This is a genomic window from Pseudomonas sp. HLMP (assembly GCF_046365545.1).
Classification (GTDB): Bacteria; Pseudomonadota; Gammaproteobacteria; order Pseudomonadales; family Pseudomonadaceae; genus Aquipseudomonas; species Aquipseudomonas guariconensis_B.
Window position 1 is genome coordinate 4,110,553 of sequence record NZ_JBDLLR010000001.1, and the last position, 21,191, is coordinate 4,131,743.

The following is a 21,191-nucleotide window of genomic DNA, read 5'->3' on the forward strand; positions in this document are numbered from 1 at the left end:
GAGCTGCAAGGGAAAACAGGCGTGCCTGCGGTCTAATACCGTTCACTTAAGCCATTGGGGCCGCCTTGCGGCCCTTCGCGGGCAAGCCCGCTCCCACAAGTACGCTGCAAACCTCAAGGAATGCACGATCCTGTGGGAGCGGGCTCGCCCGCGAAGGGCTGCAAGGCAGCCCCAATCGATGTCACATCAGACTTAAGTGAACAGCTTGCAGCTTGAGGCTGAATCAGTGGTGCTCGCGCGTCGCGCGGAACTTCACATCCGGCCAGCGCTCTTCCATCAGCGACAGGTTGACCCGGGTCGGTGCCAGGTAGGTCAGGTGACCGCCACCGTCGATGGCCAGGTTCTCCATGGCCTTGTTCTTGAAGTCCTCGAGCTTCTTCTTGTCGTCGCAGCTGATCCAGCGCGCCGACCAGACAGTGATCGGCTCATAGGCGCACTCGACCTTGTACTCTTCCTTCAGGCGGCTGGCGACCACGTCGAACTGCAGCACACCGACCGCACCGAGGATGATGTCGTTGCTGCGCTCGGGGAAGAACACCTGGGTCGCGCCTTCCTCGGCCAACTGTTGCAGGCCCTGGCGCAGTTGCTTGGACTTGAGCGGGTCCTTCAGGCGCACGCGGCGGAACAGCTCCGGTGCGAAGTGCGGGATACCCGTGAAGCCCAGCACCTCGCCTTCGCTGAAGGTGTCGCCGATCTGGATGGTGCCGTGGTTGTGCAGGCCGATGATGTCACCGGCATAGGCCTCTTCCAGTTGCTCGCGCTCGGATGAGAAGAAGGTCAGCGCATCGCCGATGCGCAGGTCCTTGCCCAGGCGCACGTGGCGCATCTTCATGCCCTTCTCGTACTTGCCCGAGCAGATGCGCATGAAGGCGATGCGGTCGCGGTGCTTGGGGTCCATGTTCGCCTGGATCTTGAACACGAAGCCGCTGAACTTCTCCTCGGTCGGCTCGACGGTACGCTCGTGGGCAACGCGGCCCAGCGGGCGTGGCGCCCAGTCGACCACGGCATCGAGCACGTGGTCGACACCGAAATTGCCAAGCGCAGTGCCGAAGAACACCGGGGTCAGCTGGCCATTGATGAACTCGTCCTGGTCGAACGCATGGCAGGCACCTTGCACCAGCTCGAGCTGCTCGACGAACGCATCGTACTGGTCGCCCAGGTGCGCGCGGGCTTCGTCGGAGTCCAGCTTCTCGATGATCTTCGCTTCGGTGCGCTCATGACCATGGCCGGGGGTATAGACCACGATGTAGTCGCCGGTCAGGTGGTAGACGCCCTTGAAGTCCTTGTAGCAGCCGATCGGCCAGGTGATCGGCGCAGCCTTGATCTTCAGCACCGCCTCGATCTCGTCGAGCAGCTCGATCGGGTCGCGGATGTCGCGGTCGAGCTTGTTGATGAAGCTGACGATCGGCGTGTCGCGCAGGCGGCAGACATCCATCAGGGCGATGGTCCGCGGCTCGACGCCCTTACCGCCGTCGAGCACCATCAGCGCCGAGTCCACCGCCGTCAGGGTGCGGTAGGTGTCTTCCGAGAAGTCCTCGTGGCCGGGGGTGTCGAGCAGGTTGATCATGTGTTCGCGGTAGGGGAACTGCATCACCGAGGTGGTGATGGAGATACCGCGCTGCTTTTCCATTTCCATCCAGTCGGAAGTGGCGTGGCGGTCGGACTTGCGCGACTTCACGGTACCGGCGACGGCAATGGCCTTGCCCATCAGCAGGAGCTTCTCGGTGATGGTGGTCTTACCGGCGTCAGGGTGGGAAATGATTGCGAAAGTGCGGCGTTTCGCGACTTCGGCGGCCTGGTTGGTCATGGGAAATCGCCTGACTGGGGATCAAAAAGGGGCAGTATCATACCTGAAGTCGGGCGTCAGGCCAAAATAGCTGCCGCCAGACCGGACGCCCCTTGGCCTCGACACCCTAGCTGCGAGAAATCGGATCCTCTGCGAACCCTTCGATCGTGACGGGTGCTCGACCGGGCATGTGGGCCACCAGCTCCAGCCTGCCGCCCATGGCCTCCACATAGCCACGCAGAGTAGATATCAGCATGTCGCTGCGATTCTCGACTTTCGAAACATTGCCTTGACGGATGTCGAGACGTTCAGCCAGATCCTCCTGGGTGATCTGGAGCTGTTTACGCAGCGCTCGAAGCGTCATTTCTTCACGGACCAATTCGCGACCGCGCTCCTCCACCCTCGCCCTGCGCTCAGGTGAAAGGCCGTTCATTACGTCATCAAGTGTCTTGTACATGCTTTCAACCTCTGGACAGGTGCCGATCGAACCACTCATCGGCACGGTCGATCAGGTGCCTGTAGAACCTGCGTTCATTGATGCCCGCCTTATCGCCAGCCACCAACAGAAGCGCACAACGAGAACGATCGAAGGCGAACGCCACTCGCCATACACCACCATCAGCATTGAAGCGCAACTCTTTCATATTCGAATGCCTTGAGCCTTTGAGCGTATCTACGCGAGGGCGTCCCAACGCAGGGCCCCAGCGTTCGAGCAGGTGAAGCTGAGCCAGCAGTTCATCCTGAACCGCCTCTGCCAACCTTTCGAACTCGGTCATGAACTCCAGACACATCCCTATAGACCACAAAAAAATACCTCCAAGAGAATATTCCTTCAAGGGATTACTCGGAAAATTTTCGAATGACCATGGAGAGATAGGGATGTGCTCGAAAAGCAGGTGATTCAACGTCCACAAGTAATATCCACGCTGTTTTTTCGCGTGAAATTTCCTACTCGCCAGTGATTAACGCTGGCCAAATGCCGCTTCAGATGGGAACCTTTACCCCCACGGAGACGTCCACTCCCCTGCAACCCGCCTCGGTTCAGGGCTGGAAACACCTGCATTTCGGGCCCGACGGGGTTCGGCTCATGGCGTGACCGCACAGCTCTGCTGGGCACCACGCTGCTACTCGCGACCACACTGCCCGCCGCCAGGAATGGCCGGCCGCCACGGGGGTGTGCTCGCCGACTACACAAAGGAGTCCGCCTGTGGCTGCACGCTACGGAAAAGGGCTGTTGGGATGGGCCGCCGTGCTCGTCATCCTGGCCCTGCTGGTCCACTGGATCGGCATCGACACGATCGCGCGCTACCGCGACGATCTTGGTTTCTACCTGCAAGCGCACCTGGTCCTGGTGCTGGCTTCGATGGCGGCGGCGTTGGCCGTGGGCATCCCCGCCGGCATTGCCTTGAGTCGACCGCACCGGGTCGACAAGGCCGAGCGCTTCATGCAGTTGTTCAACGTTGGCAATACCATCCCTCCCCTGGCCGTTCTGGCCATCGCCCTGAGTGTCCTGGGCATCGGCGCAGGCCCGGCGATCTTCGCCCTGTTCCTCGCCTCCCTGCTGCCCATCGTGCGCAATACCTACGAAGGCCTGAAGAACGTGCCCGCCTCGCTCAAGGAAGCCGCCACCGGCATCGGCATGACCCCGCGCCAGCAGCTCTGGCAGGTGGAACTGCCCAACGCCGTGCCGATCATCGTCGGCGGGGTGCGCGTGGCCCTGGCGTTGAACGTGGGTACAGCGCCACTGGCGTTTTTGATCGGTGCCAACAGCCTGGGCAGCCTGATCTTCCCCGGCATCGCCCTGAACAACCAGCCACAACTGCTGCTGGGCGCGGCCTGCACGGCGCTGCTGGCGCTGCTGCTCGACGCCTTGGTGAGCTTCTCCAGCAAGCGCTGGCTGGAACGTGGCCTGGCCTGACAAGAAGAGGGACTGCATGAAGAAAAGAATCGCCTTGCTGCTGGGCGCGGCCCTGCTGTTCGCAGGATTTGCCCAAGCAGCGCAGAAACCACTGGTGCGGATCGGCGCCCGGGTCTTCACCGAACAGACCGTACTCGCCGAGATCACCGCACAGTACCTGCGTGCCAATGGCTTCGACGTGCGCGTCACCGCAGGCCTTGGCAGCAACCTCGCCCGCCAGGCTCAGGAGACCGGCCAGCTCGACCTAATGTGGGAGTACACCGGTGTCTCGCTGGTGTCCTACAACCACATCGACGAGCGCATGCCCAGCGCCGAGGCCACCTATGCCAGGGTCAAGGCGCTGGATGCGCAGAAGGGCCTGGTCTGGCTGACGCCCTCGAGGTTCAGCAACACCTACGCCCTGGCCCTGCCGCGCAAGGTCGCCGAGGCCTACCCGCAGGTCGCGACCATCAGCCAGCTCAACCAGGTGCTGCGCGATGAAAAGGCACGCAAGCACCTGGTGGCCCTGGACACCGAGTTCGCCAACCGCCCCGACGGCCTGGAAGGCCTGAAGGCGATGTACGACCTGCAGGTCGGCCGCGCCAACATCCGCCAGATGGACGCGGGCCTGGTCTATACCGCCCTGCGCAACGACCAGGTATTCGCCGGCCTGGTGTACACCACCGACGGTCGCCTGAGCGCCTTCGACCTCAAGCTGCTGGAAGACGACAAGCACTACTTCCCCGACTACACCGCCGCCCCCGTGGTGCGCAAACAGGTCCTCGACGCCAATCCACAGCTGGCCGCGCTGCTCAAGCCCCTGGCCGAAACGCTCGACGACCAGACCATGCGCCAGCTCAACGCCAAGGTCGATGTCGAGCACCAGAGCCCGACCACCGTGGCCGCCGAGTTCCTGCGCCAGCATCCCTTCAGCGAGGTACAGCCATGAACCTGCTCGACACTTTCGTCCACCTGGACTGGGCCCAGGTCGTGCAACTGACCTGGCAGCACATCGCCCTGGTCGGTATCGCCGTGGGCCTGGCGATTCTCTTCGGTGTGCCGCTGGGCATCCTGATGACCCGTTTCCCCGCCGTCGCCGGCCCCGTGCAGGCTGCGGCCACGGTCCTGCTGACCATACCGTCGATCGCCCTGTTCGGCCTGCTGCTGCCGTTCTATTCCAAGTTCGGCCAGGGCCTGGGGCCGCTGCCGGCGATCACTGCGGTGTTCCTGTATTCCCTGCTGCCGATCCTGCGCAACACCTACCTCGCCCTGACCAATGTCGAACCCGGCATCCGTGAGGCCGCGCGCGGTATCGGCATGACCTTCGGCCAGCGCCTGCGCATGGTCGAGCTGCCCATCGCCGTGCCGGTGATCCTCGCCGGCGTGCGCACCGCCGTGGTCATGAACATCGGCGTCATGACCATCGCCGCGACCATCGGTGCCGGCGGCCTGGGTGTACTCATCCTCACCTCCATCAGCCGCAGCGACATGTCCATGCTGCTGGTCGGCGCCGTGCTGGTCAGCCTCCTGGCGATCATCGCCGACCTGATTCTGCAAACCCTGCAACGTGCCCTGACTCCGGAAGGACTGCGCCCATGATCGAACTGAAGAACCTCAGCAAGACCTTCAACGTCAACGGCAAGGACGTCAAAGCCGTCGACTCGGTAAGCCTCACCGTCAACGAAGGCGAGATCTGCGTCTTCCTCGGCCCTTCGGGCTGCGGCAAGAGCACCACCCTGAAGATGATCAACCGCCTGATCACCCCGACCTCCGGCCAGGTGTTCATCAATGGCGAAGACACCAGCGCCCTGGACGAGGTGACCCTGCGCCGCCATATCGGCTACGTGATCCAGCAGATCGGCCTGTTCCCCAACATGACCATCGAGGAGAACATCACCGTGGTCCCGCGCCTGCTCGGCTGGGACAAGCACAAGTGCCACGAGCGCGCCCGCGAGCTGATGAACATGATCAAGCTCGAACCCAAGCATTACCTACAGCGCTACCCACGCGAGCTGTCCGGTGGCCAGCAGCAGCGCATCGGCGTGATCCGCGCCCTGGCCGCCGAAGCACCGGTGCTGTTGATGGACGAGCCGTTCGGCGCGGTCGACCCGATCAACCGGGAGATGATCCAGAACGAATTCTTCGAGATGCAGCGGGCGCTGAACAAGACCGTGATCATGGTCAGCCACGACATCGACGAGGCCATCAAGCTGGGCGACAAGATCGCCATCTTCCGTGCCGGCAAGCTGCTCCAGCTCGACCACCCGGATACCCTGCTGGCCCACCCGGTAGACGATTTCGTCAGCGACTTCGTCGGCCAGGACAGCACCCTCAAGCGCCTGTTGCTGGTGCGTGCCGAGGACGCGGCGGACAACGCACCCTCGGTCAGCCCGCAAACGCCGGTGAACGATGCCCTGGAACTGCTCGACGAGCACGACCGTCGCTACGTGGTGGTCACCGACGCGGCGAACAAGGCGCTCGGCTACGTGCGCCGTCGCGACATGCACCGTCAACAGGGAACCTGCGGCGACTTCCTGCGCCCGTTCAACGCCACTGCATCCCATGACGAGCACCTGCGCATCCTGCTATCGCGGATGTACGAGTACAACCGCGCCTGGTTGCCGGTGCTGGATGCCGAGCAGGTGTTCCTTGGCGAGGTGACCCAGGAGTCCATCGCGGCGTACCTGAGCTCGGGGCGTTCGCGCGGGGGCAAGACCAGCATCGTCTCGCCGGCGGAGGCAGTCGGCGCCTGACCGAGGCGTGCCGGATATCGGCCGGTCAACTTGGGGTCGCTGCGCGCCCCAATCGCCGGCAAGCCGGCTCCCAGGTACTCCACCCAGCGGCCCCCCTGTGGGAGCGGGCTTGCCCGCGATGGGCCGCAACGCGGCCCTCCTCGGCATTAGAACCCGACGCTGGCCTGCACATAGAAGGTCCGCGGTTCACCCACATACAACCCCGCGTTGTTGTCGCTCGAGCGGGTGTAGTACTGCTTGTCGAAGATGTTCTTCACCCCCGCCGCCAACTTCAGGTTCGACAGCTGCGGCCCGAAGTCGTAGCCACCACGGGCATGCCAGGTCACGTAGCCTGGAATATCGCCATACTGGCCGTCGGCACTGGGCTCGGTGATGTAGTTGCCGTTGAAGCTACCGTCGGCGTTCATCCCGGTACCGGGGGCGCGCTGCTTGGATTGAGCGTAGGCATCCAGGTTCCAGGTCCAGCGGTCGACCTGGTAGCGCAGGCCGGCGGTGACCACCTGGCGGGAGTAGAACGGCAGGTCGCGGCCCTTGAAGCCAGGGATCTCGCCCTCGTAGGTAGCGCGGGTGTAGGTGAACCCGGCATTGGCCGACAAGCCCTGCAGCCGCGGGTCGAGGCCCGACAGGTCATAGCGCATCGACGCTTCGATGCCCTGGTGCTTGGTAGCGCCCAGGTTGGTCCAGCCCACATCGTTGCTGATGTATTGCAGCTCATCGTCGAAGTCGATGTAAAAGGCCGTCAGTTCACCGGCGAAATGGCCATCGTCATAGCGTGTGCCGATCTCGTAAGTCTTGGCCTTCTCCGGCTCCAGGCCGTTGGCGGTACTGTCGCCGACACCGCCCTGGCCGAGCTGGAAGTACTGCAGGCTGCCGAACGACGTCTCGTAGTTGGCGAACAGCTTCCAGGCATCCGACAGGTGGTACATCACGCTCAAGGCTGGCAGCGGCTCGTTGCTGGTGATGCTGCGGTTCTTTTCCGGCACCGGTCTGTAGTTGGCATCCAGCACCGGACGGTCGCGCCAGTCGGTATTGATGTGCTCGAAGCGAATCCCTGGAGTGATGGTCCAGTTGCCCACGTCGATCTTGTCATCGATGTAGTAGGCGCTGGCCTCGGTGCCGCCACTGCGGTCCTGGAAGACATGGCCGTCGGAGGTCGGGGTTGGCGTCGGTACGTTGTCGATCAGCGCCAGGCGGGTGGATTGCTCGCGCATGGCCTCCTTCAGGTAGCGATAGCCGACGCTGACTTCCTGGGTGGTCGGGCCGACGAAGAAGATCCGCGACAGGCGTGGCTCGATGGCGAAGGTGTGGTAGTTGCGCGGGTACGACGACAGGGTCTTCATGTCGCGAGCGGCGATGGCGCTGCCACGGAAGCTGTCGGTGTAGTAGGTCAGCACCTCGAACTGGGTCGCGTCGTCGATCTGCCGCTGCCACTTGAACGACACGTCCTTGCGCCGGCCGCTGAAGTAGTCGTAGTCGCGTACCGACTGGTACGGGTCATGGTCGAACTGGGCCTGGGTCAGGCCGCCAGGCATGTCGGCGCGGCCGTCGTAGTAGTGGAAGTTGAGCCAGAACTCGTCGCGCTCGGTGGGCGCCCAGTGGGTCTTGAGGATGACGTCGTCGATATCGTTGTCGTTGTTGCTGCTGCGATAGCCATGGCCGTTGACCCCGGTGTACAGCAGCGCGACACCCAGGCCATTGTCGGCGGTGCCGCCGACGAATGCCGATTCGGTGTGCTTCCAACCGCCGTGGCGGGAGGTTTCGAGGGTAGTGGCCAGCTCGCCAGTGGCCTTCTCGGGGATCGCCCGGGTGACGAAGTTGATCACCCCACCGACGTTCTGCGGGCCATAGCGCACCGAACCCGCGCCACGCACCACGTCGATGCTGTCGAGGTTGCCCGAGGAGATCGGCGCCATCGACAGCTGCGGCTGGCCATAGGGGGCGAAGGCTGCCGGGATGCCGTCGATCAGCACGGTCGAGCGTGGCGACAGGCGGGAGGTCAGGCCGCGCACGCCGACGTTGAGCGACAGGTCGCTGCCGCCGGTGCCGTTGGAGTCCTGCACCTGCACGCCCGGAATGCCACGCAGGACGTCGCTCACGTTCATCGCACCCTTCTCCACCATGGCCTCGCGGCGCACCACGGTACGCGCGCCGGGATGGTTGTGCACGACGCGCTGCTCGGCGTCGCCCAGCCAGTCGCCGACCACCTTCACATCGGTGGGCGCCAGCTCGAGGCTGCCGGGGGTCGCGCCGCCCGCGCCCTGGGAGGGCTTGATCACCACGGTGTCCTGGGACATCTCATAAGTCAGCCCGCTGCCTTGCAGCAGTTGCTGCAAGGCCTGCTCGGGCGCCAGGTTGCCGGATACCGCAGGGGCCTGCTTGCCAGCCACGAGCTCCGGGCTGAAGAACAGCTGCAGGTTGGTCTGCTGGCCGAGCTGGGCCAAGGCCGAGGCCAATGACTGGGCCTGGATCTGCAAGGCGACCGGCGCCTGCTCGGCATAGGCATGGGTTGCGGCGGCACTGACCGCCACGGCCAGTGCCAGGGTGCGCAGGCGAAGAAGAGGTTTGTTGTTGTTCACGTCGTCGAAGGGTCCTGAAAGTCGGGATGAACGCCAACCGCATGCAAGTGGGAATGCTTGGCAGTTGCAGTTGGCGGGGAAGACGAACGAGCGAAAAAAAACCTGAATCTACTTCGCGATAATTTCGCTGGAGCCATCGCCGTAGGTCTTGATCGCCACGGGCAGGATGCTCGGCAGGGCTCGCAGCAAGGCGTCGGTATCGTCGACGCTGAAGGTGCTGGACAGGCGCAGGCCAGCCGCCTTGCCTGGTGCGACACGCAAGGGCTGGGCACGATAGCGGGAAACCTCGGCGACCACCTCCTCGAGGGTGGCGTTGTCGAATACCAGCTTGCCCTGGCGCCAGGCGGTCAGCGCAGCGGCGTCGACCGCATAGGGCGCGGCCACCTTGCCCTGTCGGTCGATGTGCGAACCCTGGCCGGCCTTGAGCTGCGCCAGCGAGTCGCCCGCCCCACGGACCCGCACCGAGCCCTGCTCCACTGCCACGCGGGTCCGCTCGGGGTCCAGGCGCACGTCGAAGCGCGTGCCGGTCACGGTGACGCTGCCTTGCGCGGTGTCGACCACGAACGGTCGGTCGACGTCATGGGCCACGCTGAACATCGCCTCGCCAGCGGTCAGCAAAACTTGACGTCGGCCGGAGCTGAACGCGACCTGCAAGTGGGTACCGCCATTGAGTTCCAGGTGCGAGCCATCGGGCAACTCGACCTGGCGACGCTCACCCAGGGCAGTCTGCAGATCTGCGTGATGGTTCAGGCGCTGGTACTGCCAGCCGCTCCACCCCAGCCCCAGCGCGGCCAGCGCGACCCCAGCGGCCAGGGCCTGACGCAACAGGCGACGACGCGGCAACCGCTGCACGGGCTCGGGTTGGCACAGGGCCTCCAGGTGCTGGCGAGGAATGAGGTCGGCGGCCTGCCACAGCCGGCCCAGTTGTTCATATTCCTCGCGGTGCCGGGGATGCGCAGCGAGCCACTGGCGCAATTGCGCCTGCAGTTCGGCATCCTGGGGAGCATCCTGGACGCGGGCGAACCATTCGGCCGCCTGGTCGCGGACGGCATCGGCACCGTGCTGTTTCATGAAAAGGCTCTCCTGACTCATCTCGACACATCCAGGTGCTCACGCAGATGTCGGAGCGTGCGGATCATATACTTTTCGACCATGTTCTTGGTCAAACCCATGCGCTCGGCGATCTCCGCCTGGCTCAGCCCTTCGAGCTTCTGCCAGATGAAGACCCGCCGGCAATTGACCGGCAGTTGCGCCAACGCCCGCTCGACACTGTCGGCCAGCTCCAGGGCATGCACATAGGCCTCCGGATCGCCGCTGCCCGCGCCGACCGGCGCGAACGCCTCCTGCTCCAGGGACTGGCGCCGGTCTTCGCGGCGAAAGCCATCCACGGCGATGTTGCGGGCGGTCTGGTGCAAGTAGGCGCGGGGCTGCTCGACCTGTTCGCGCGGGTTTTCCAGAACCCGCACGAAGGCGTCGTGGGTGAGGTCCTCGGCTTGCTGGCGGCTGCGCAGCTTGCGCGTCCAGGTGCCGATCAGCTCGTGGTAATGGTCGAGAAAGCCTTTGTGTCCGGACACGGTCGGGGTCGTCAGGGAGGCAGATGAGGTCGCGAATAGTAATGCTTCTCATCAACGACGGCAAATCGACGATGCCATGGCCCGACCAAGCCTCGCCAGGGCGTCAGTAACAAAAAATTTATGACGGGATTCATGCACAGGCGTGCCAGGAACATGTGGCCATAAATATGAACACCTGGTCGCTATTGCAGGCCAACCCGCACCCCCCCGAAAACAGCGCTGACCTTGTGGGCACGGGTCTACCTGCGAAGTGGCCAACGGGTTCCATTCCACAATTTTTTACGCTTGTGATCCTGGGGGGAACATCCGAGGGTCACATGAGTCGGTTATTCAAGGCACTGCTCGTCGATCCACGACGATCGCGTCGGGATTGGCTGTTGATCTTGCTTTCTTCACCGCCTAAAGTGCGCGCCGAACGTCCATGCTGGAAACGATCCATCCGGCTCAAGTACTGACGACGAGACAGCAAGGTCACCCGCCGCTCCGTATCACGGGCACGGTTGACCTTTTTGCTTTCGGCGACATGCCTTGGGAAGTAGGCGAACCAAAGTGGGGATACGGAGGACGTTCAGTTTGCAGCCACTTACCTTTTCAGTTTGCCCATGGAGCCCTTGAGCATGTCGATCCAGGTCGAAGACTATTTCGCGCGCGACACCTTCCAGAAGATGAAGGCGTTCGCCGACAAGCAGGAAACCCCGTTCGTACTCATCGACACCCAGATGATCAGCCAGGCCTATGACGACCTGCGCGCCGGGTTCGAGTTCGCCAAGGTCTACTACGCGGTCAAGGCCAACCCGGCGGTCGAGATCATCGACCTGCTCAAGGACAAAGGCTCGAACTTCGACATCGCCTCGATCTACGAGCTGGACAAGGTGATGAACCAGGGTGTCAGCGCCGACCGCATCAGCTACGGCAACACCATCAAGAAGTCCAGGGACATCCGCTACTTCTACGAGAAGGGCGTGCGCCTGTACGCCACCGACTCCGAAGCCGACCTGCGCAACATCGCCAAGGCCGCGCCGGGCTCGAAGGTCTACGTGCGCATCCTCACCGAAGGCTCCACCACCGCCGACTGGCCGCTGTCGCGCAAGTTCGGCTGCCAGACCGACATGGCCATGGACCTGCTGATCCTCGCCCGCGACCTGGGCCTGGTGCCTTATGGCGTGTCTTTCCACGTCGGCTCCCAGCAGCGCGACATCAGCGTGTGGGATGCCGCCATCGCCAAGGTCAAGGTGATCTTCGAGCGCCTGAAGGAAGAAGACGGCATCGAGCTGAAGATGATCAACATGGGCGGTGGTTTCCCGGCCAACTACATTACCCGCACCAACAGCCTGGAAACCTATGCCGAGGAAATCATCCGCTTCCTCAAGGAAGACTTCGGCGACGAACTGCCGGAGATCATCCTCGAGCCAGGCCGCTCGCTGATCGCCAACGCTGGCATCCTGGTCAGCGAAGTGGTGCTGGTGGCGCGCAAGTCGCGTACGGCGGTCGAGCGTTGGGTGTACACCGACGTGGGCAAGTTCTCCGGCCTGATCGAAACCATGGACGAAGCCATCAAGTTCCCGATCTGGACAGAGAAGAAGGGGGAGATGGAAGAAGTGGTGATCGCCGGCCCTACTTGCGACAGCGCTGACATCATGTACGAGCACTACAAGTACGGCCTGCCGCTGAACCTGGCCATCGGCGACCGCCTGTACTGGCTGTCGACCGGCGCCTATACCACCAGCTACAGCGCGGTGGAGTTCAACGGCTTCCCGCCGCTGAAGGCGTACTACCTGTAAGAAACATGGGGCCGCTTCGCGGCCCATCGCCGGCAAGCCGGCTCCCAGGGGCAGCGCTGCTCACTCATCATGAGCCATGCAGAGGACTCCGTGGGCTTGCCGGCGATGGGCTGCAAAGCAGCCCCGATGCGACCTCCAATGCCTCAGAGGCCGCGCTGCTCGATCTCCCCGGCATACGCCGCCGCATACTCCGCCAACAATGGCCCACCACCCAGCAAGGTCGCCAGCGCGCTGCGCAGGAAGTTCAGGTTACCCGCCTCCCGTGCCCGTTCCAGCCAAGGCCTGGCCTCGGCCATCTGCCCCCGCTCGACCAACACCATCGCCAGGCTGAACATGCCACGAAAATCCCCCGCCTCGGCCGAGCGCCGGTACCAGCGCAGCGCACGTGCCGGGCTTGCCGGGGTGGCGATGCCTTGCTCCAGGTAACGACCGTACAGGTTCATCGACTTGGCATGCCCCAGGTACGCGGCCTTTTCGTAGCAGGCGAGCGCCTGCGCCTGGTTCGCTTGCACGCCACGCCCGGTGGCCAGCAGGTTGCCCAGGTTGTACAGGCCCCAGTCCAATCCTGCGCGCGCAGCCTGCTGGAAATGCCGCGCCGCCCCTGGCAGGTCCACCTCGCCGCCCCAGCCATGCTCCAGGCAACGCCCGAGCATGTTGTGCGCCATGGGACTGCCGTTTTCGGCGGCAATGGCGAACCATTGCCGGGCCACCTGCGGATCGCGCTCGATGCCCCGCCCGTCGAGCAGGATCTGCCCGAGCAGCAACTGCGCCTCGACGATGCCCTGCCCGGCCGCGGCGAGAATCGCCTGGGCGGCCTTGCCGGGGCTGTCCTCGAGCATGGCCTGCAGCCCGGCGACATCCACCACGTGCTCACGACGTAGCTGGTACGACATGGCTCAGACCTCGGCCCAGCGGCGCAGCAGGTTGTGGTAGGTGCCGGTCAGTTGCAGCAGCGCCGGGTGATCCGGCACATCGGCGGTCAATTGCTGGATGGCATTGTCCATCTCGAACAACAACGCGCGCTGGCTGTCCTCGCGCACCAGGCTCTGGGTCCAGAAGAACGCCGCGTAGCGCACACCGCGGGTGACCGGGTTGACCTTGTGCAGGCTGGTGCCGGGGTACAGCACCATGTCGCCCGCCGCCAGCTTGACCTGCTGCACACCGTAGGTGTCCTGGATCACCAGCTCGCCGCCGTCGTAGCTCTGCGGGTCGCTGAGGAACAGCGTCGAAGACAGGTCGGTGCGCACCCGCTCCGGGCTGCCCTTGGGCTGGCGCAAGGCATTGTCGATATGGAAATCGAAATTGCCGCCTTCGCGGTAGCAGTTGACCAGCGGCGCAAAGACCTTGTGCGGCAGCGCCGCCGACATGAAACGCGGGTTGCGCCACAGCCGCTCGATCAAGGCGCTGCCGATCTCCTTGCCCAGGGGGTGCCCTTCGGGCAACTGCAGGTTGTGCTTGGCCTTGGCTGACTGATAACCCGCGGTGACCTTGCCATCGGCCCAGTCGGCCTGCTCCAGGGCTTCGCGGATGCGGGAGAGTTCGTCGACCTCGAACAGGCCGGGAATGTGGAGCAGCATGCTGGCGGCACCTGGTAGGGAGATAGGGCGCCAATGATATTGATTCCCTTTTACGCTTCACAAGCCCCATTCGCCACCCAAGACGTTTCAGCAGGGGAAAACCGTAAAGGGAATTTGTAAAGATTGTAAATTTCTAGCGAATGGTAACTCTTCTCAATTGTTAGTCACAATTGCTTACATTATGATCCGCGGCCTTCACACCTTGGGGAAGGTCCACACATGCGTCACGTACCATCTGCTGTGAGTTCACCACGCCTGCTCGTCTCCGCCATCGGCATGGCGATCGGCGCCACCTCTGCCTATGCCGCCGATCCGGCTGCCAACAGTGCCATCACCCTCGACACCACCAGCGTTACCGGCAAGGCCGAACAGGCTTCTACCGAGTACAAGGTCGACAAGGCTTCGTCGCAGAAATACACCGCGCCGCTGGTGGATACTCCGCGCTCGATCACCGTGATCCCGCAGCAGGTGATCAAGGACACCAACGCCCTCACCCTGCAGGACGCCCTGCGCACCGTACCGGGTATCACCTTCGGTGCTGGCGAAGGTGGCAACCCTCAAGGCGACCGGCCTTTCATCCGCGGCTTCGATGCCCAGGGCGACACCTACCTCGATGGCGTGCGCGACACCGGTGCCCAGACCCGCGAAATCTTCGCCGTCGAATCGGTCGAAGTGGCCAAGGGCCCGAACTCGGCCATCGGCGGCCGTGGCGCGGCTGGCGGCACCATCAACCTGGTGAGCAAACGCGCGCACCTGGGTAACACGTTCGATGCCGCCTACACCTGGGGCAGCGACCAGACCCAGCGCTACACCCTCGACGGCAACTACCAGTTCAGCGACACCGTGGCCGGGCGCCTCAACCTGATGACCCACGACAGCAAGGTCGCCGGCCGCGACAAGGTCAACTACGACCGCTGGGGTATCGCCCCCTCCCTGGCCTTCGGCCTCGGCACCCCGACGCGGGTGAACCTCGACTACTACCACATGGAAAGCGATGACCTGCCCGATTCGGGCATCCCCTACAGCATTCCACGTGCCGGCAGCGGTGCCCGTACCTCGGCCCATCCAGACAAGCCGGTCGATGGCGGTGACAGCGACAACTTCTACGGCCTGACCGACCGCGACTTCCGCAAGACCCGCACCGACATCGCGACCATCGCCATCGAGCACGACCTGAGCGACTCGCTGACCATCAAGAACACCCTGCGCCACGGCAACAGCATGCAGGACTATGTCCTGACCCAGCCTGACGACAGCGCCGGCAACGTGAACAACAACGGTGTATGGCGCCGCGCCAACACCCGCGTGGGCAACACCGCCACCACCACCAACCAGACCGACCTGTTCGGCGAGTTCTTCGTGGGCGGTTTCAAGAACAGCTTCTCCACCGGTGTCGAGTTCACCAAGGAAGAGTCCGATCGCCAGGGCTATACGGTAACGCCGAACGGCAAGCTCACCTGCACCGGCCCTGGCAACGGCGGTAGCTGTACCTCGCTGAGCGATCCGAACCCGGACGACGCCTGGGACGGCACCGTCTCGCGCAACTACGCGGGCACCAAGACCAACAGCAAGACGCGTGCGATCTATGCCTTCGACACCCTGGAACTGACGCCCCAGTGGCTGCTGAACATGGGCCTGCGTTACGACCATTTCGACACCAAGTTCCGTACCTACGACGCCTCCGGTGCAACGGTCGTGAACAAGGACGGCGTCCCGACCAAAGGCCGCGACAAGAGCGAGTTCTTCACCGGGCAGTTGGGCCTGGTGTGGAAACCGGCCGAGAACGGCAGCGTCTATATCTCCTATGCCACGTCCGCGACGCCACCAGGCGCCATGCTCGGCGAGGGTACAGAAGGCAACCCGCTGCCAGGCACCACCGACCGTGGCGGCAACATCCTGAGCAGCGACCTGGAACCGGAAGAAACCACCAACTACGAGATCGGTACCAAGTGGGATCTGCTGGACGAGCGCCTGTCGCTGGCGGCTGCGATCTTCCGCACCGAGAAGGAGAACGCTCGCGTCCAGGTCGACACCGCCAGCTACGAGAACGTCGGCGAAACCCGCGTGCAAGGTATCGAGCTGTCGGCCAGCGGCAAGCTCACCGACAAGTGGCAGGTGTTCGCCGGCTACACCTACCTGCAGGCTCGCCAGATCGATGGTGGCCCGCTGGGCAAGGCCAACGACGGCAACCAGCTGCCGAACACGCCGAACAACAGTGCAAGCCTGTGGACCACCTATGCGATCACGCCGAAGCTGACCGTCGGTGGTGGCGCCTTCTACGTGGATGACGTGTATGGCAGCGTGGCCAACACCACCATGGTCGACAGCTATGTGCGCTACGACGCCATGGCGGCATACAAACTGACCAAGAACATCGACCTGCAACTGAACGTGCAGAACCTCACCAACGAGGTCTACTACGACAAGGCGTATTCCACTCACTTCGCCAACCAGGCGGCCGGGCGCACTGCCCTGCTGACCACCAGCGTCCACTTCTGACGACGCTGCTCGAAAGCCCCGCCCATTCCGATGCGCGGGGCTTTCGCGTACCAAGGCATAATGCACGCCGTGCCCCGCCAGGCGGCAAGACAAGGTGAACGATGTGGTGAAGAAGTCGCTGTTTCAATTGCACTGGTTCTTTGGCATCACCGCTGGGCTGGTGCTGGCCTTGATGGGTATCACCGGTGCCATCTGGTCGTTCCAGGAAGAACTGCTGCGCCTGTTCAACCCGGACGTCCTCAAGGTCGAAGTCCGCCAGGAGGGGGTATTGCCGCCCGCCGAGCTGGTACGCCGGGTCGAAGCCGCCCAGGGCGACAAGGTTTCGATGCTGTGGGTCGATACCCGCGAAGGCAACGCTGCGCGGATCTTCTTCACCCCACCACCTGGCGAGCGTCGTGGCCAGCTGCGCTACGCCGACCCGTACACCGGCGAACTCAAGGGCGATGTCGCCGGCCAGGACTTCTTCGGCCTGATGCTGCAACTGCACCGTTTCCTGGCCATGGGCGATACCGGCCGGCAGATCACCGGCGCCTGCACGCTGATGCTGGTGTTCTTCTGCCTGTCCGGCCTGTACTTGCGCTGGCCACGCCAGGCGTTGAGCTGGCGAGCCTGGTTGACCTTCGACTGGGCCAAGCAAGGCCGCGCCTTCAACTGGGACCTGCACGCCGTGGCCGGTACTTGGTGCCTGCTGTTCTACCTGCTGTTCGCCCTCACCGGCCTGTTCTGGTCCTACGAGTGGTATCGCGAGGGGTTGAACAAGCTACTGGCCGACGCACCTGCCGCCGGCCAGCAGCACAAGCGCGGCGAAGGGCGTGGCCGCCATGGCCCGCAGAACGCGGACAAGAACGCAGCGCCACTGGTGGTCGACTACGACGCCATCTGGAACAACCTCAAGGCCGCGGCCGGCCCGGGCCTGCTCATCTACAACCTGCGCCTGCCCCCGGCAGGCGGGCAGCCCGCCACGCTGTTCTACCTGCTCGACGACGCCGCCCACGAGCGCGCCTTCAACAGCATGACCCTGGACCCGGCCAGCGGCCAGGTGAAGCGCCACGAACGCTATACCGACAAGTCCTTCAAGGCCCAGCTACTGCAAAGCGTCTACGCCCTGCACGTGGGCAGCTACTTCGGCCTGCCGGGGCGCATCATCGTGACCATCGCCAGCCTGACCATGCCGCTGTTCTTCGTCACCGGCTGGCTGCTGTACCTCGACCGGCGGCGCAAGAAACGCCAGGTCCGCGCTGCCCGTGGCAACGTCTCACCCGCCTCGGCAGGCGGCGACAGTTGGCTGATCGGCTTCGCCAGCCAGAGCGGCTTCGCCGAGCAACTGGCCTGGCAGAGCGCCGGCCAGTTGCAGGCCGCCGGCCTGCCGGTGCACGTGCGCCCGCTGGCCGAGTTGGGCGAAACCGACCTGCGCCAGGCCCGGCGTGCGCTGTTCGTGGTCAGTACCTTCGGTGACGGCGAGGCGCCCGACAGCGCCCGCGCCTTCGAACGCAAGGTGCTGGGCCAGCCGTGGGCCCTGGACAATCTCAGCTATGCCCTGCTGGCCCTGGGCGATCGCCAGTACCCGCACTTCTGCGGCTTCGCCCGCCGGCTCCAGGCCTGGCTGGGCGAACGCGGCGCCACCAGCGCCTTCAGCCCGGTGGAGGTGGATAACGCCGACCAGGCGGCCTTGCAACAGTGGCACCAGGCGCTGGCGCAGTTGACCGGTACCCAGCCGGTGACAGCCTGGCAGGCGCCGAGCTTCGGCACCTGGACCCTGGCCCGACGCGAGTTGCTCAACCCGGGCAGCCAGGGCGCGCCAGTCTACCTGCTCGGCCTGCAGCCCGATGAACCGGCGAGCTGGATGGCTGGCGACCTGGTGGAAATCCTGCCCCGCAACGGGCAGGCCCGCGTCGCCGCCTGGCTCGCTGGGCTGGGCCTGGATGCCGACACACCGGTGCAGGTCGACGGCCTCGGCGAACGGCTCGGCCAAGCCTTGGCCAGCCGCCAGTTGCCAGCCAGCCACGGGCACCTGGTGGGGCTGCATGCCCAGGCACTGGTCGATGCGCTGGTGCCCATCGGCAGCCGCGAATATTCCATCGCCTCCATCGCCAGCGATGGCGTCCTGGAACTGATCGTGCGCCAGGAGCGCCATGCCGACGGTCATCTCGGCCTGGGCTCGGGCTGGTTGACCGAATACCTGCCGCTGCACGGCAGCGTCAGCCTGCGCCTGCGCCGCAACAGCGGTTTCCATCTGCCCCAGGCGCCGGCGCCACTGGTGCTCATCGGCAACGGCACCGGCCTGGCCGGCTTGCGCAGCCTGCTCAAGGCGCGCATCGCGGCGGGCGAGCGGGACAACTGGCTGCTGTTCGGCGAACGCAACCGCGCCCATGATTTTCTCTGTGGCGACCAGTTGCAGGGCTGGCTGGCCAGCGGTGACCTCGCACGCCTGGACCTGGCATTCTCGCGGGACCAGGCGCAGAAGGTGTACGTGCAGGATGTGCTGGTGCAACACGCCGATGAACTGCGCCGCTGGGTCAATGACGGTGCTTGCGTGTATGTCTGCGGCAGCCTGCAGGGCATGGCCGCAGGGGTGGATGCGGCGCTCGAGGGTATTCTTGGTGCCGAGGTGCTGCAGCGCCTGATCGAGGATGGGCGCTACCGGCGGGATGTGTATTGATCGGTCAATCGGTGGTGCTTTGGTCGTCCTGGGGCCGCTTCGCAGCCCCAAGATAGGCGTTGAATGACCACGCTGGCCCGACGCTCAATGCAACTCGAAGCTGTCGGCATCCAGGTTGGCCGGGAAGCGCGAGCGGTACGCCGCCAGGTCCGCCGCGCTCAACACCGCAGTGAACACCCCGTCAGCCTCCCCGGCGCTGAGCAGGCTCTCGCCCTGGAAATCCAGCACCTGGCTGTCGCCCGAATAGGCAAAGCCCTTGCCATCGGTGCCCACCCGGTTCACCGCCGCCACGTAGCACAGGTTCTCGATGCCCCGCGCCGGCAACAGGCGGTTCCAGTGCTGGCGGCGCGCGGCCGGCCAGTTGGCGGTATACAGCAGCAGGTCGGTGTCCTGGGCGTCACGGCTCCAGACCGGGAAACGCAGGTCGTAGCAGATCAGCGGGCGAACGCGCCAGCCCTTGATCTCGAACTGCACCTGGCGCTCGCCCGGCGTATAGTGCTTGTGTTCGCCGGCCATGCGGAACAGGTGGCGCTTGTCGTAATGCAGGATCTCGCCATCCGGCCGCGCCCAGAGCAGGCGGTTGCGATGACTGCCATCGGCGGCCTGGACGATCACGCTGCCGGTGATCACCGCATCGTGCTTCTTCGCCTGGGCCTTGAGCCACTTGTAGGTCGGGCCGTTCTCAGGCTCGGCCAGGCGCTCGGAGTCCATGGAGAAACCGGTGGTGAACATCTCCGGCAGGATCACCAGGTCTACGTCGCCGGCCTGCTCCAGCAGTTCCTCGAAATGCTCGTAGTTGGCCTGGCGGTCCTGCCAGGCCAGGGTGGTCTGCACCAGGGCGACTTTCAGGTTGGGCAGTTGGCTCAGATCGCGCATAGTCTTTCCGCCGCCTGACGCAGCGTCTCCTCACGTTTGGCAAAGCACAGGCGCACCAGGCGTTGCTCGGGGACAGGTTGCTGGTAGAACACCGAGACCGGGATCGTCGCCACACCGTGCTCGCGGGTCAGCCACAGGGACATGTCGACATCGTTGAGGTCCGGGCGGATCTGCGAGTAGTCCACCAGTTGGAAATAGGTGCCCGGCGTGCGGGTGAAGGTGAAACGCGAAGCCTGCAGCAGGTCGCAGAACAGGTCGCGCTTGGCCTGGTAGAAGCCCGGCAATTCGTCCAGGTGCTCCGGATGCTCGGCCATGTAGTCGGCCAGGGCGCATTGCAACGGGGTCACGCCACAGAAGTTGACGTACTGGTGGACCTTGCGCAGTTCGGCGCTCAAGGCCGGCGGCGCGACCACGTAGCCGGTCTTCCAGCCGGTGACGTGGTAGGTCTTGCCGAACGAGCTGACCACGAAAGCCCGCGCATACAGCTGCTCGTGGGCCAGCACACTGGCGTGGCGCACGCCATCGTAGATCAGGTGCTCGTACACTTCGTCGCTGACCAGGTAGATGTCGCGTCCTTCGATCAGCCTTGCCAACTGGTCCAGGTCGTCGCGACCGATCAACGCACCGCTGGGGTTGTGTGGCGAGTTGAGGATGACCATGCGCGTACGCGGGGTCAGGGCATCGCTGAACGCCTGCCAGTCGATACGAAAATCGCCATCGCGAAGCTGCACATGCACGCAGCGACCGCCGGCCAGCTCCACGGAAGGTTCGTAGCTGTCATAGGCCGGATCGAAGACGATCACCTCGTCGCCGGCCTGGATCACCGCCTGGATGGCGCAGAAGATCGCCTCAGTGGCACCGGGGGTGATGGTCACTTCATGGTCGGCATCGACGTTCACGCCATAGTGCCGTGCGACCTTCGCCGCCACCTGCTGGCGCAAGGCCGGCAGGCCGGTCATGGGCGCGTACTGGTTATGGCCGGCGGCCACGTGCCGGCCAACCGCATCGAGCAATGCCTGTGGGCCATTGAAGTCGGGAAATCCCTGGGACAGGTTGAGCGCACCGGTCTGCACGGCCAACTGCGACATGGTGGTGAAGATGGTCGTGCCGACGTTCGGCAATTTGCTGCGGATCATGGGGCCCTCTTTCCTGCACGTTGCATACGGCACGGGGTAGAGCCCGAGCATAGCGGATCGAGCGGTCAGGAAAAAGC

17 protein-coding genes are annotated in these 21,191 nt (G+C 64.3%); 7 read left to right on the top strand and 10 right to left on the bottom strand.

What is annotated here, in order from left to right:
• Positions 1-223: 223 nt before the first annotated feature.
• The 3 genes from ABFA30_RS18955 to ABFA30_RS18965 all read right to left on the bottom strand — a co-directional run bounded on the left by ABFA30_RS18955 (position 224) and on the right by ABFA30_RS18965 (position 2,562).
• Positions 224-1,807, bottom strand: coding sequence for a peptide chain release factor 3 (locus tag ABFA30_RS18955; protein ID WP_225788638.1), 1,584 nt, complete (start codon positions 1,805-1,807; stop codon positions 224-226).
• A 106-nt stretch (positions 1,808-1,913) separates the two neighbouring features.
• A complete protein-coding gene (locus tag ABFA30_RS18960; RefSeq protein WP_410045793.1) occupies positions 1,914-2,282 on the bottom strand; it encodes a helix-turn-helix domain-containing protein in 369 nt (122 codons plus the stop codon).
• Positions 2,248-2,562 (bottom strand): type II toxin-antitoxin system RelE/ParE family toxin, encoded by a 315-nt coding sequence (locus ABFA30_RS18965; protein ID WP_253080770.1) that lies wholly within the window; start codon positions 2,560-2,562, stop codon positions 2,248-2,250. Before ABFA30_RS18965 ends, ABFA30_RS18960 begins: the two co-directional genes overlap by 35 nt.
• 431 nt (positions 2,563-2,993) lie before the next feature.
• Here ABFA30_RS18965 and ABFA30_RS18970 point away from each other — a divergent pair, with 431 nt between their 5' ends.
• From ABFA30_RS18970 to ABFA30_RS18985, 4 genes are read left to right on the top strand one after another with little or no spacing between them, the layout of a single operon-like run.
• The gene (locus tag ABFA30_RS18970; protein ID WP_225788635.1) at positions 2,994-3,704 is read left to right on the top strand and encodes an ABC transporter permease; all 711 of its coding nucleotides are present in this window, start codon (positions 2,994-2,996) and stop codon (positions 3,702-3,704) included.
• A gap of 16 nt (positions 3,705-3,720) precedes the next feature.
• Positions 3,721-4,632 carry a glycine betaine ABC transporter substrate-binding protein gene (locus ABFA30_RS18975; RefSeq protein WP_410045794.1) on the top strand — a complete coding sequence of 304 codons (912 nt, stop codon included), beginning with the start codon at positions 3,721-3,723 and terminating at the stop codon, positions 4,630-4,632.
• Positions 4,629-5,282, top strand: coding sequence for an ABC transporter permease (locus ABFA30_RS18980; RefSeq protein ID WP_225788633.1), 654 nt, complete (start codon positions 4,629-4,631; stop codon positions 5,280-5,282). Before ABFA30_RS18975 ends, ABFA30_RS18980 begins: the two co-directional genes overlap by 4 nt.
• Complete coding sequence (locus ABFA30_RS18985) at positions 5,279-6,436, top strand: betaine/proline/choline family ABC transporter ATP-binding protein (RefSeq protein WP_253080771.1); 1,158 nt, start codon at positions 5,279-5,281, stop codon at positions 6,434-6,436. Before ABFA30_RS18980 ends, ABFA30_RS18985 begins: the two co-directional genes overlap by 4 nt.
• Positions 6,437-6,582: 146 nt before the next feature.
• Here ABFA30_RS18985 and ABFA30_RS18990 read toward each other — a convergent pair whose 3' ends face one another.
• The 3 genes from ABFA30_RS18990 to ABFA30_RS19000 form a co-directional block, all read right to left on the bottom strand.
• Positions 6,583-9,012, bottom strand: coding sequence for a TonB-dependent siderophore receptor (locus tag ABFA30_RS18990; RefSeq protein ID WP_410045795.1), 2,430 nt, complete (start codon positions 9,010-9,012; stop codon positions 6,583-6,585).
• 108 nt (positions 9,013-9,120) lie between these two features.
• Positions 9,121-10,083 carry a FecR family protein gene (locus tag ABFA30_RS18995; protein ID WP_225788630.1) on the bottom strand — a complete coding sequence of 321 codons (963 nt, stop codon included), beginning with the start codon at positions 10,081-10,083 and terminating at the stop codon, positions 9,121-9,123.
• Positions 10,084-10,100: 17 nt separating this feature from the next.
• Positions 10,101-10,586 (bottom strand): RNA polymerase sigma factor, encoded by a 486-nt coding sequence (locus ABFA30_RS19000; protein ID WP_225788629.1) that lies wholly within the window; start codon positions 10,584-10,586, stop codon positions 10,101-10,103.
• Positions 10,587-11,203: 617 nt separating this feature from the next.
• On the opposite strand from ABFA30_RS19000, the gene ABFA30_RS19005 reads away from it, so the two are divergent.
• Positions 11,204-12,367 (top strand): type III PLP-dependent enzyme, encoded by a 1,164-nt coding sequence (locus ABFA30_RS19005; RefSeq protein WP_225788628.1) that lies wholly within the window; start codon positions 11,204-11,206, stop codon positions 12,365-12,367.
• Between the two features lie 143 nt (positions 12,368-12,510).
• On the opposite strand, the gene ABFA30_RS19010 is transcribed toward ABFA30_RS19005, so the two are convergent.
• Positions 12,511-13,260 carry a tetratricopeptide repeat protein gene (locus ABFA30_RS19010; protein WP_225788627.1) on the bottom strand — a complete coding sequence of 250 codons (750 nt, stop codon included), beginning with the start codon at positions 13,258-13,260 and terminating at the stop codon, positions 12,511-12,513.
• A gap of 3 nt (positions 13,261-13,263) precedes the next feature.
• Positions 13,264-13,944, bottom strand: coding sequence for a Fe2+-dependent dioxygenase (locus ABFA30_RS19015; RefSeq protein ID WP_225788626.1), 681 nt, complete (start codon positions 13,942-13,944; stop codon positions 13,264-13,266).
• A 219-nt stretch (positions 13,945-14,163) separates the two neighbouring features.
• Between ABFA30_RS19015 and ABFA30_RS19020 the strand changes: the two genes are divergently transcribed.
• A complete protein-coding gene (locus ABFA30_RS19020; RefSeq protein ID WP_225788625.1) occupies positions 14,164-16,443 on the top strand; it encodes a TonB-dependent receptor in 2,280 nt (759 codons plus the stop codon).
• A gap of 103 nt (positions 16,444-16,546) precedes the next feature.
• A complete protein-coding gene (locus tag ABFA30_RS19025; protein ID WP_410046053.1) occupies positions 16,547-19,102 on the top strand; it encodes a PepSY domain-containing protein in 2,556 nt (851 codons plus the stop codon).
• An 84-nt stretch (positions 19,103-19,186) separates the two neighbouring features.
• Here ABFA30_RS19025 and ABFA30_RS19030 read toward each other — a convergent pair whose 3' ends face one another.
• Together ABFA30_RS19030 and ABFA30_RS19035 are read right to left on the bottom strand one after the other, a co-directional pair.
• Entirely contained in the window at positions 19,187-19,978 is a 792-nt protein-coding gene (locus ABFA30_RS19030; RefSeq protein ID WP_253080774.1) for an amidohydrolase, read from the bottom strand.
• The gene (locus tag ABFA30_RS19035; protein WP_225788623.1) at positions 19,966-21,114 is read right to left on the bottom strand and encodes a pyridoxal phosphate-dependent aminotransferase; all 1,149 of its coding nucleotides are present in this window, start codon (positions 21,112-21,114) and stop codon (positions 19,966-19,968) included. Before ABFA30_RS19035 ends, ABFA30_RS19030 begins: the two co-directional genes overlap by 13 nt.
• Positions 21,115-21,191 lie beyond the last annotated feature (77 nt).

Bases quoted from the DNA above. Each gene is read 5' to 3' on its own strand.
- ABFA30_RS18985 (WP_253080771.1), top strand. From the start codon at position 5,279: ATGATCGAACTGAAGAACCTCAGCAAGACCTTCAACGTCAACGGCAAG.
- ABFA30_RS18980 (WP_225788633.1), top strand. From the start codon at position 4,629: ATGAACCTGCTCGACACTTTCGTCCACCTGGACTGGGCCCAGGTCGTG.
- ABFA30_RS19030 (WP_253080774.1), bottom strand. From the start codon at position 19,978: ATGCGCGATCTGAGCCAACTGCCCAACCTGAAAGTCGCCCTGGTGCAG.
- ABFA30_RS19010 (WP_225788627.1), bottom strand. From the start codon at position 13,260: ATGTCGTACCAGCTACGTCGTGAGCACGTGGTGGATGTCGCCGGGCTG.
- ABFA30_RS19005 (WP_225788628.1), top strand. From the start codon at position 11,204: ATGTCGATCCAGGTCGAAGACTATTTCGCGCGCGACACCTTCCAGAAG.
- ABFA30_RS18960 (WP_410045793.1), bottom strand. From the start codon at position 2,282: ATGAGTGGTTCGATCGGCACCTGTCCAGAGGTTGAAAGCATGTACAAG.
- ABFA30_RS19015 (WP_225788626.1), bottom strand. From the start codon at position 13,944: ATGCTGCTCCACATTCCCGGCCTGTTCGAGGTCGACGAACTCTCCCGC.
- ABFA30_RS18995 (WP_225788630.1), bottom strand. From the start codon at position 10,083: ATGAAACAGCACGGTGCCGATGCCGTCCGCGACCAGGCGGCCGAATGG.
- ABFA30_RS19035 (WP_225788623.1), bottom strand. From the start codon at position 21,114: ATGATCCGCAGCAAATTGCCGAACGTCGGCACGACCATCTTCACCACC.
- ABFA30_RS18955 (WP_225788638.1), bottom strand. From the start codon at position 1,807: ATGACCAACCAGGCCGCCGAAGTCGCGAAACGCCGCACTTTCGCAATC.
- ABFA30_RS18975 (WP_410045794.1), top strand. From the start codon at position 3,721: ATGAAGAAAAGAATCGCCTTGCTGCTGGGCGCGGCCCTGCTGTTCGCA.
- ABFA30_RS18965 (WP_253080770.1), bottom strand. From the start codon at position 2,562: ATGACCGAGTTCGAAAGGTTGGCAGAGGCGGTTCAGGATGAACTGCTG.
- ABFA30_RS19020 (WP_225788625.1), top strand. From the start codon at position 14,164: ATGCGTCACGTACCATCTGCTGTGAGTTCACCACGCCTGCTCGTCTCC.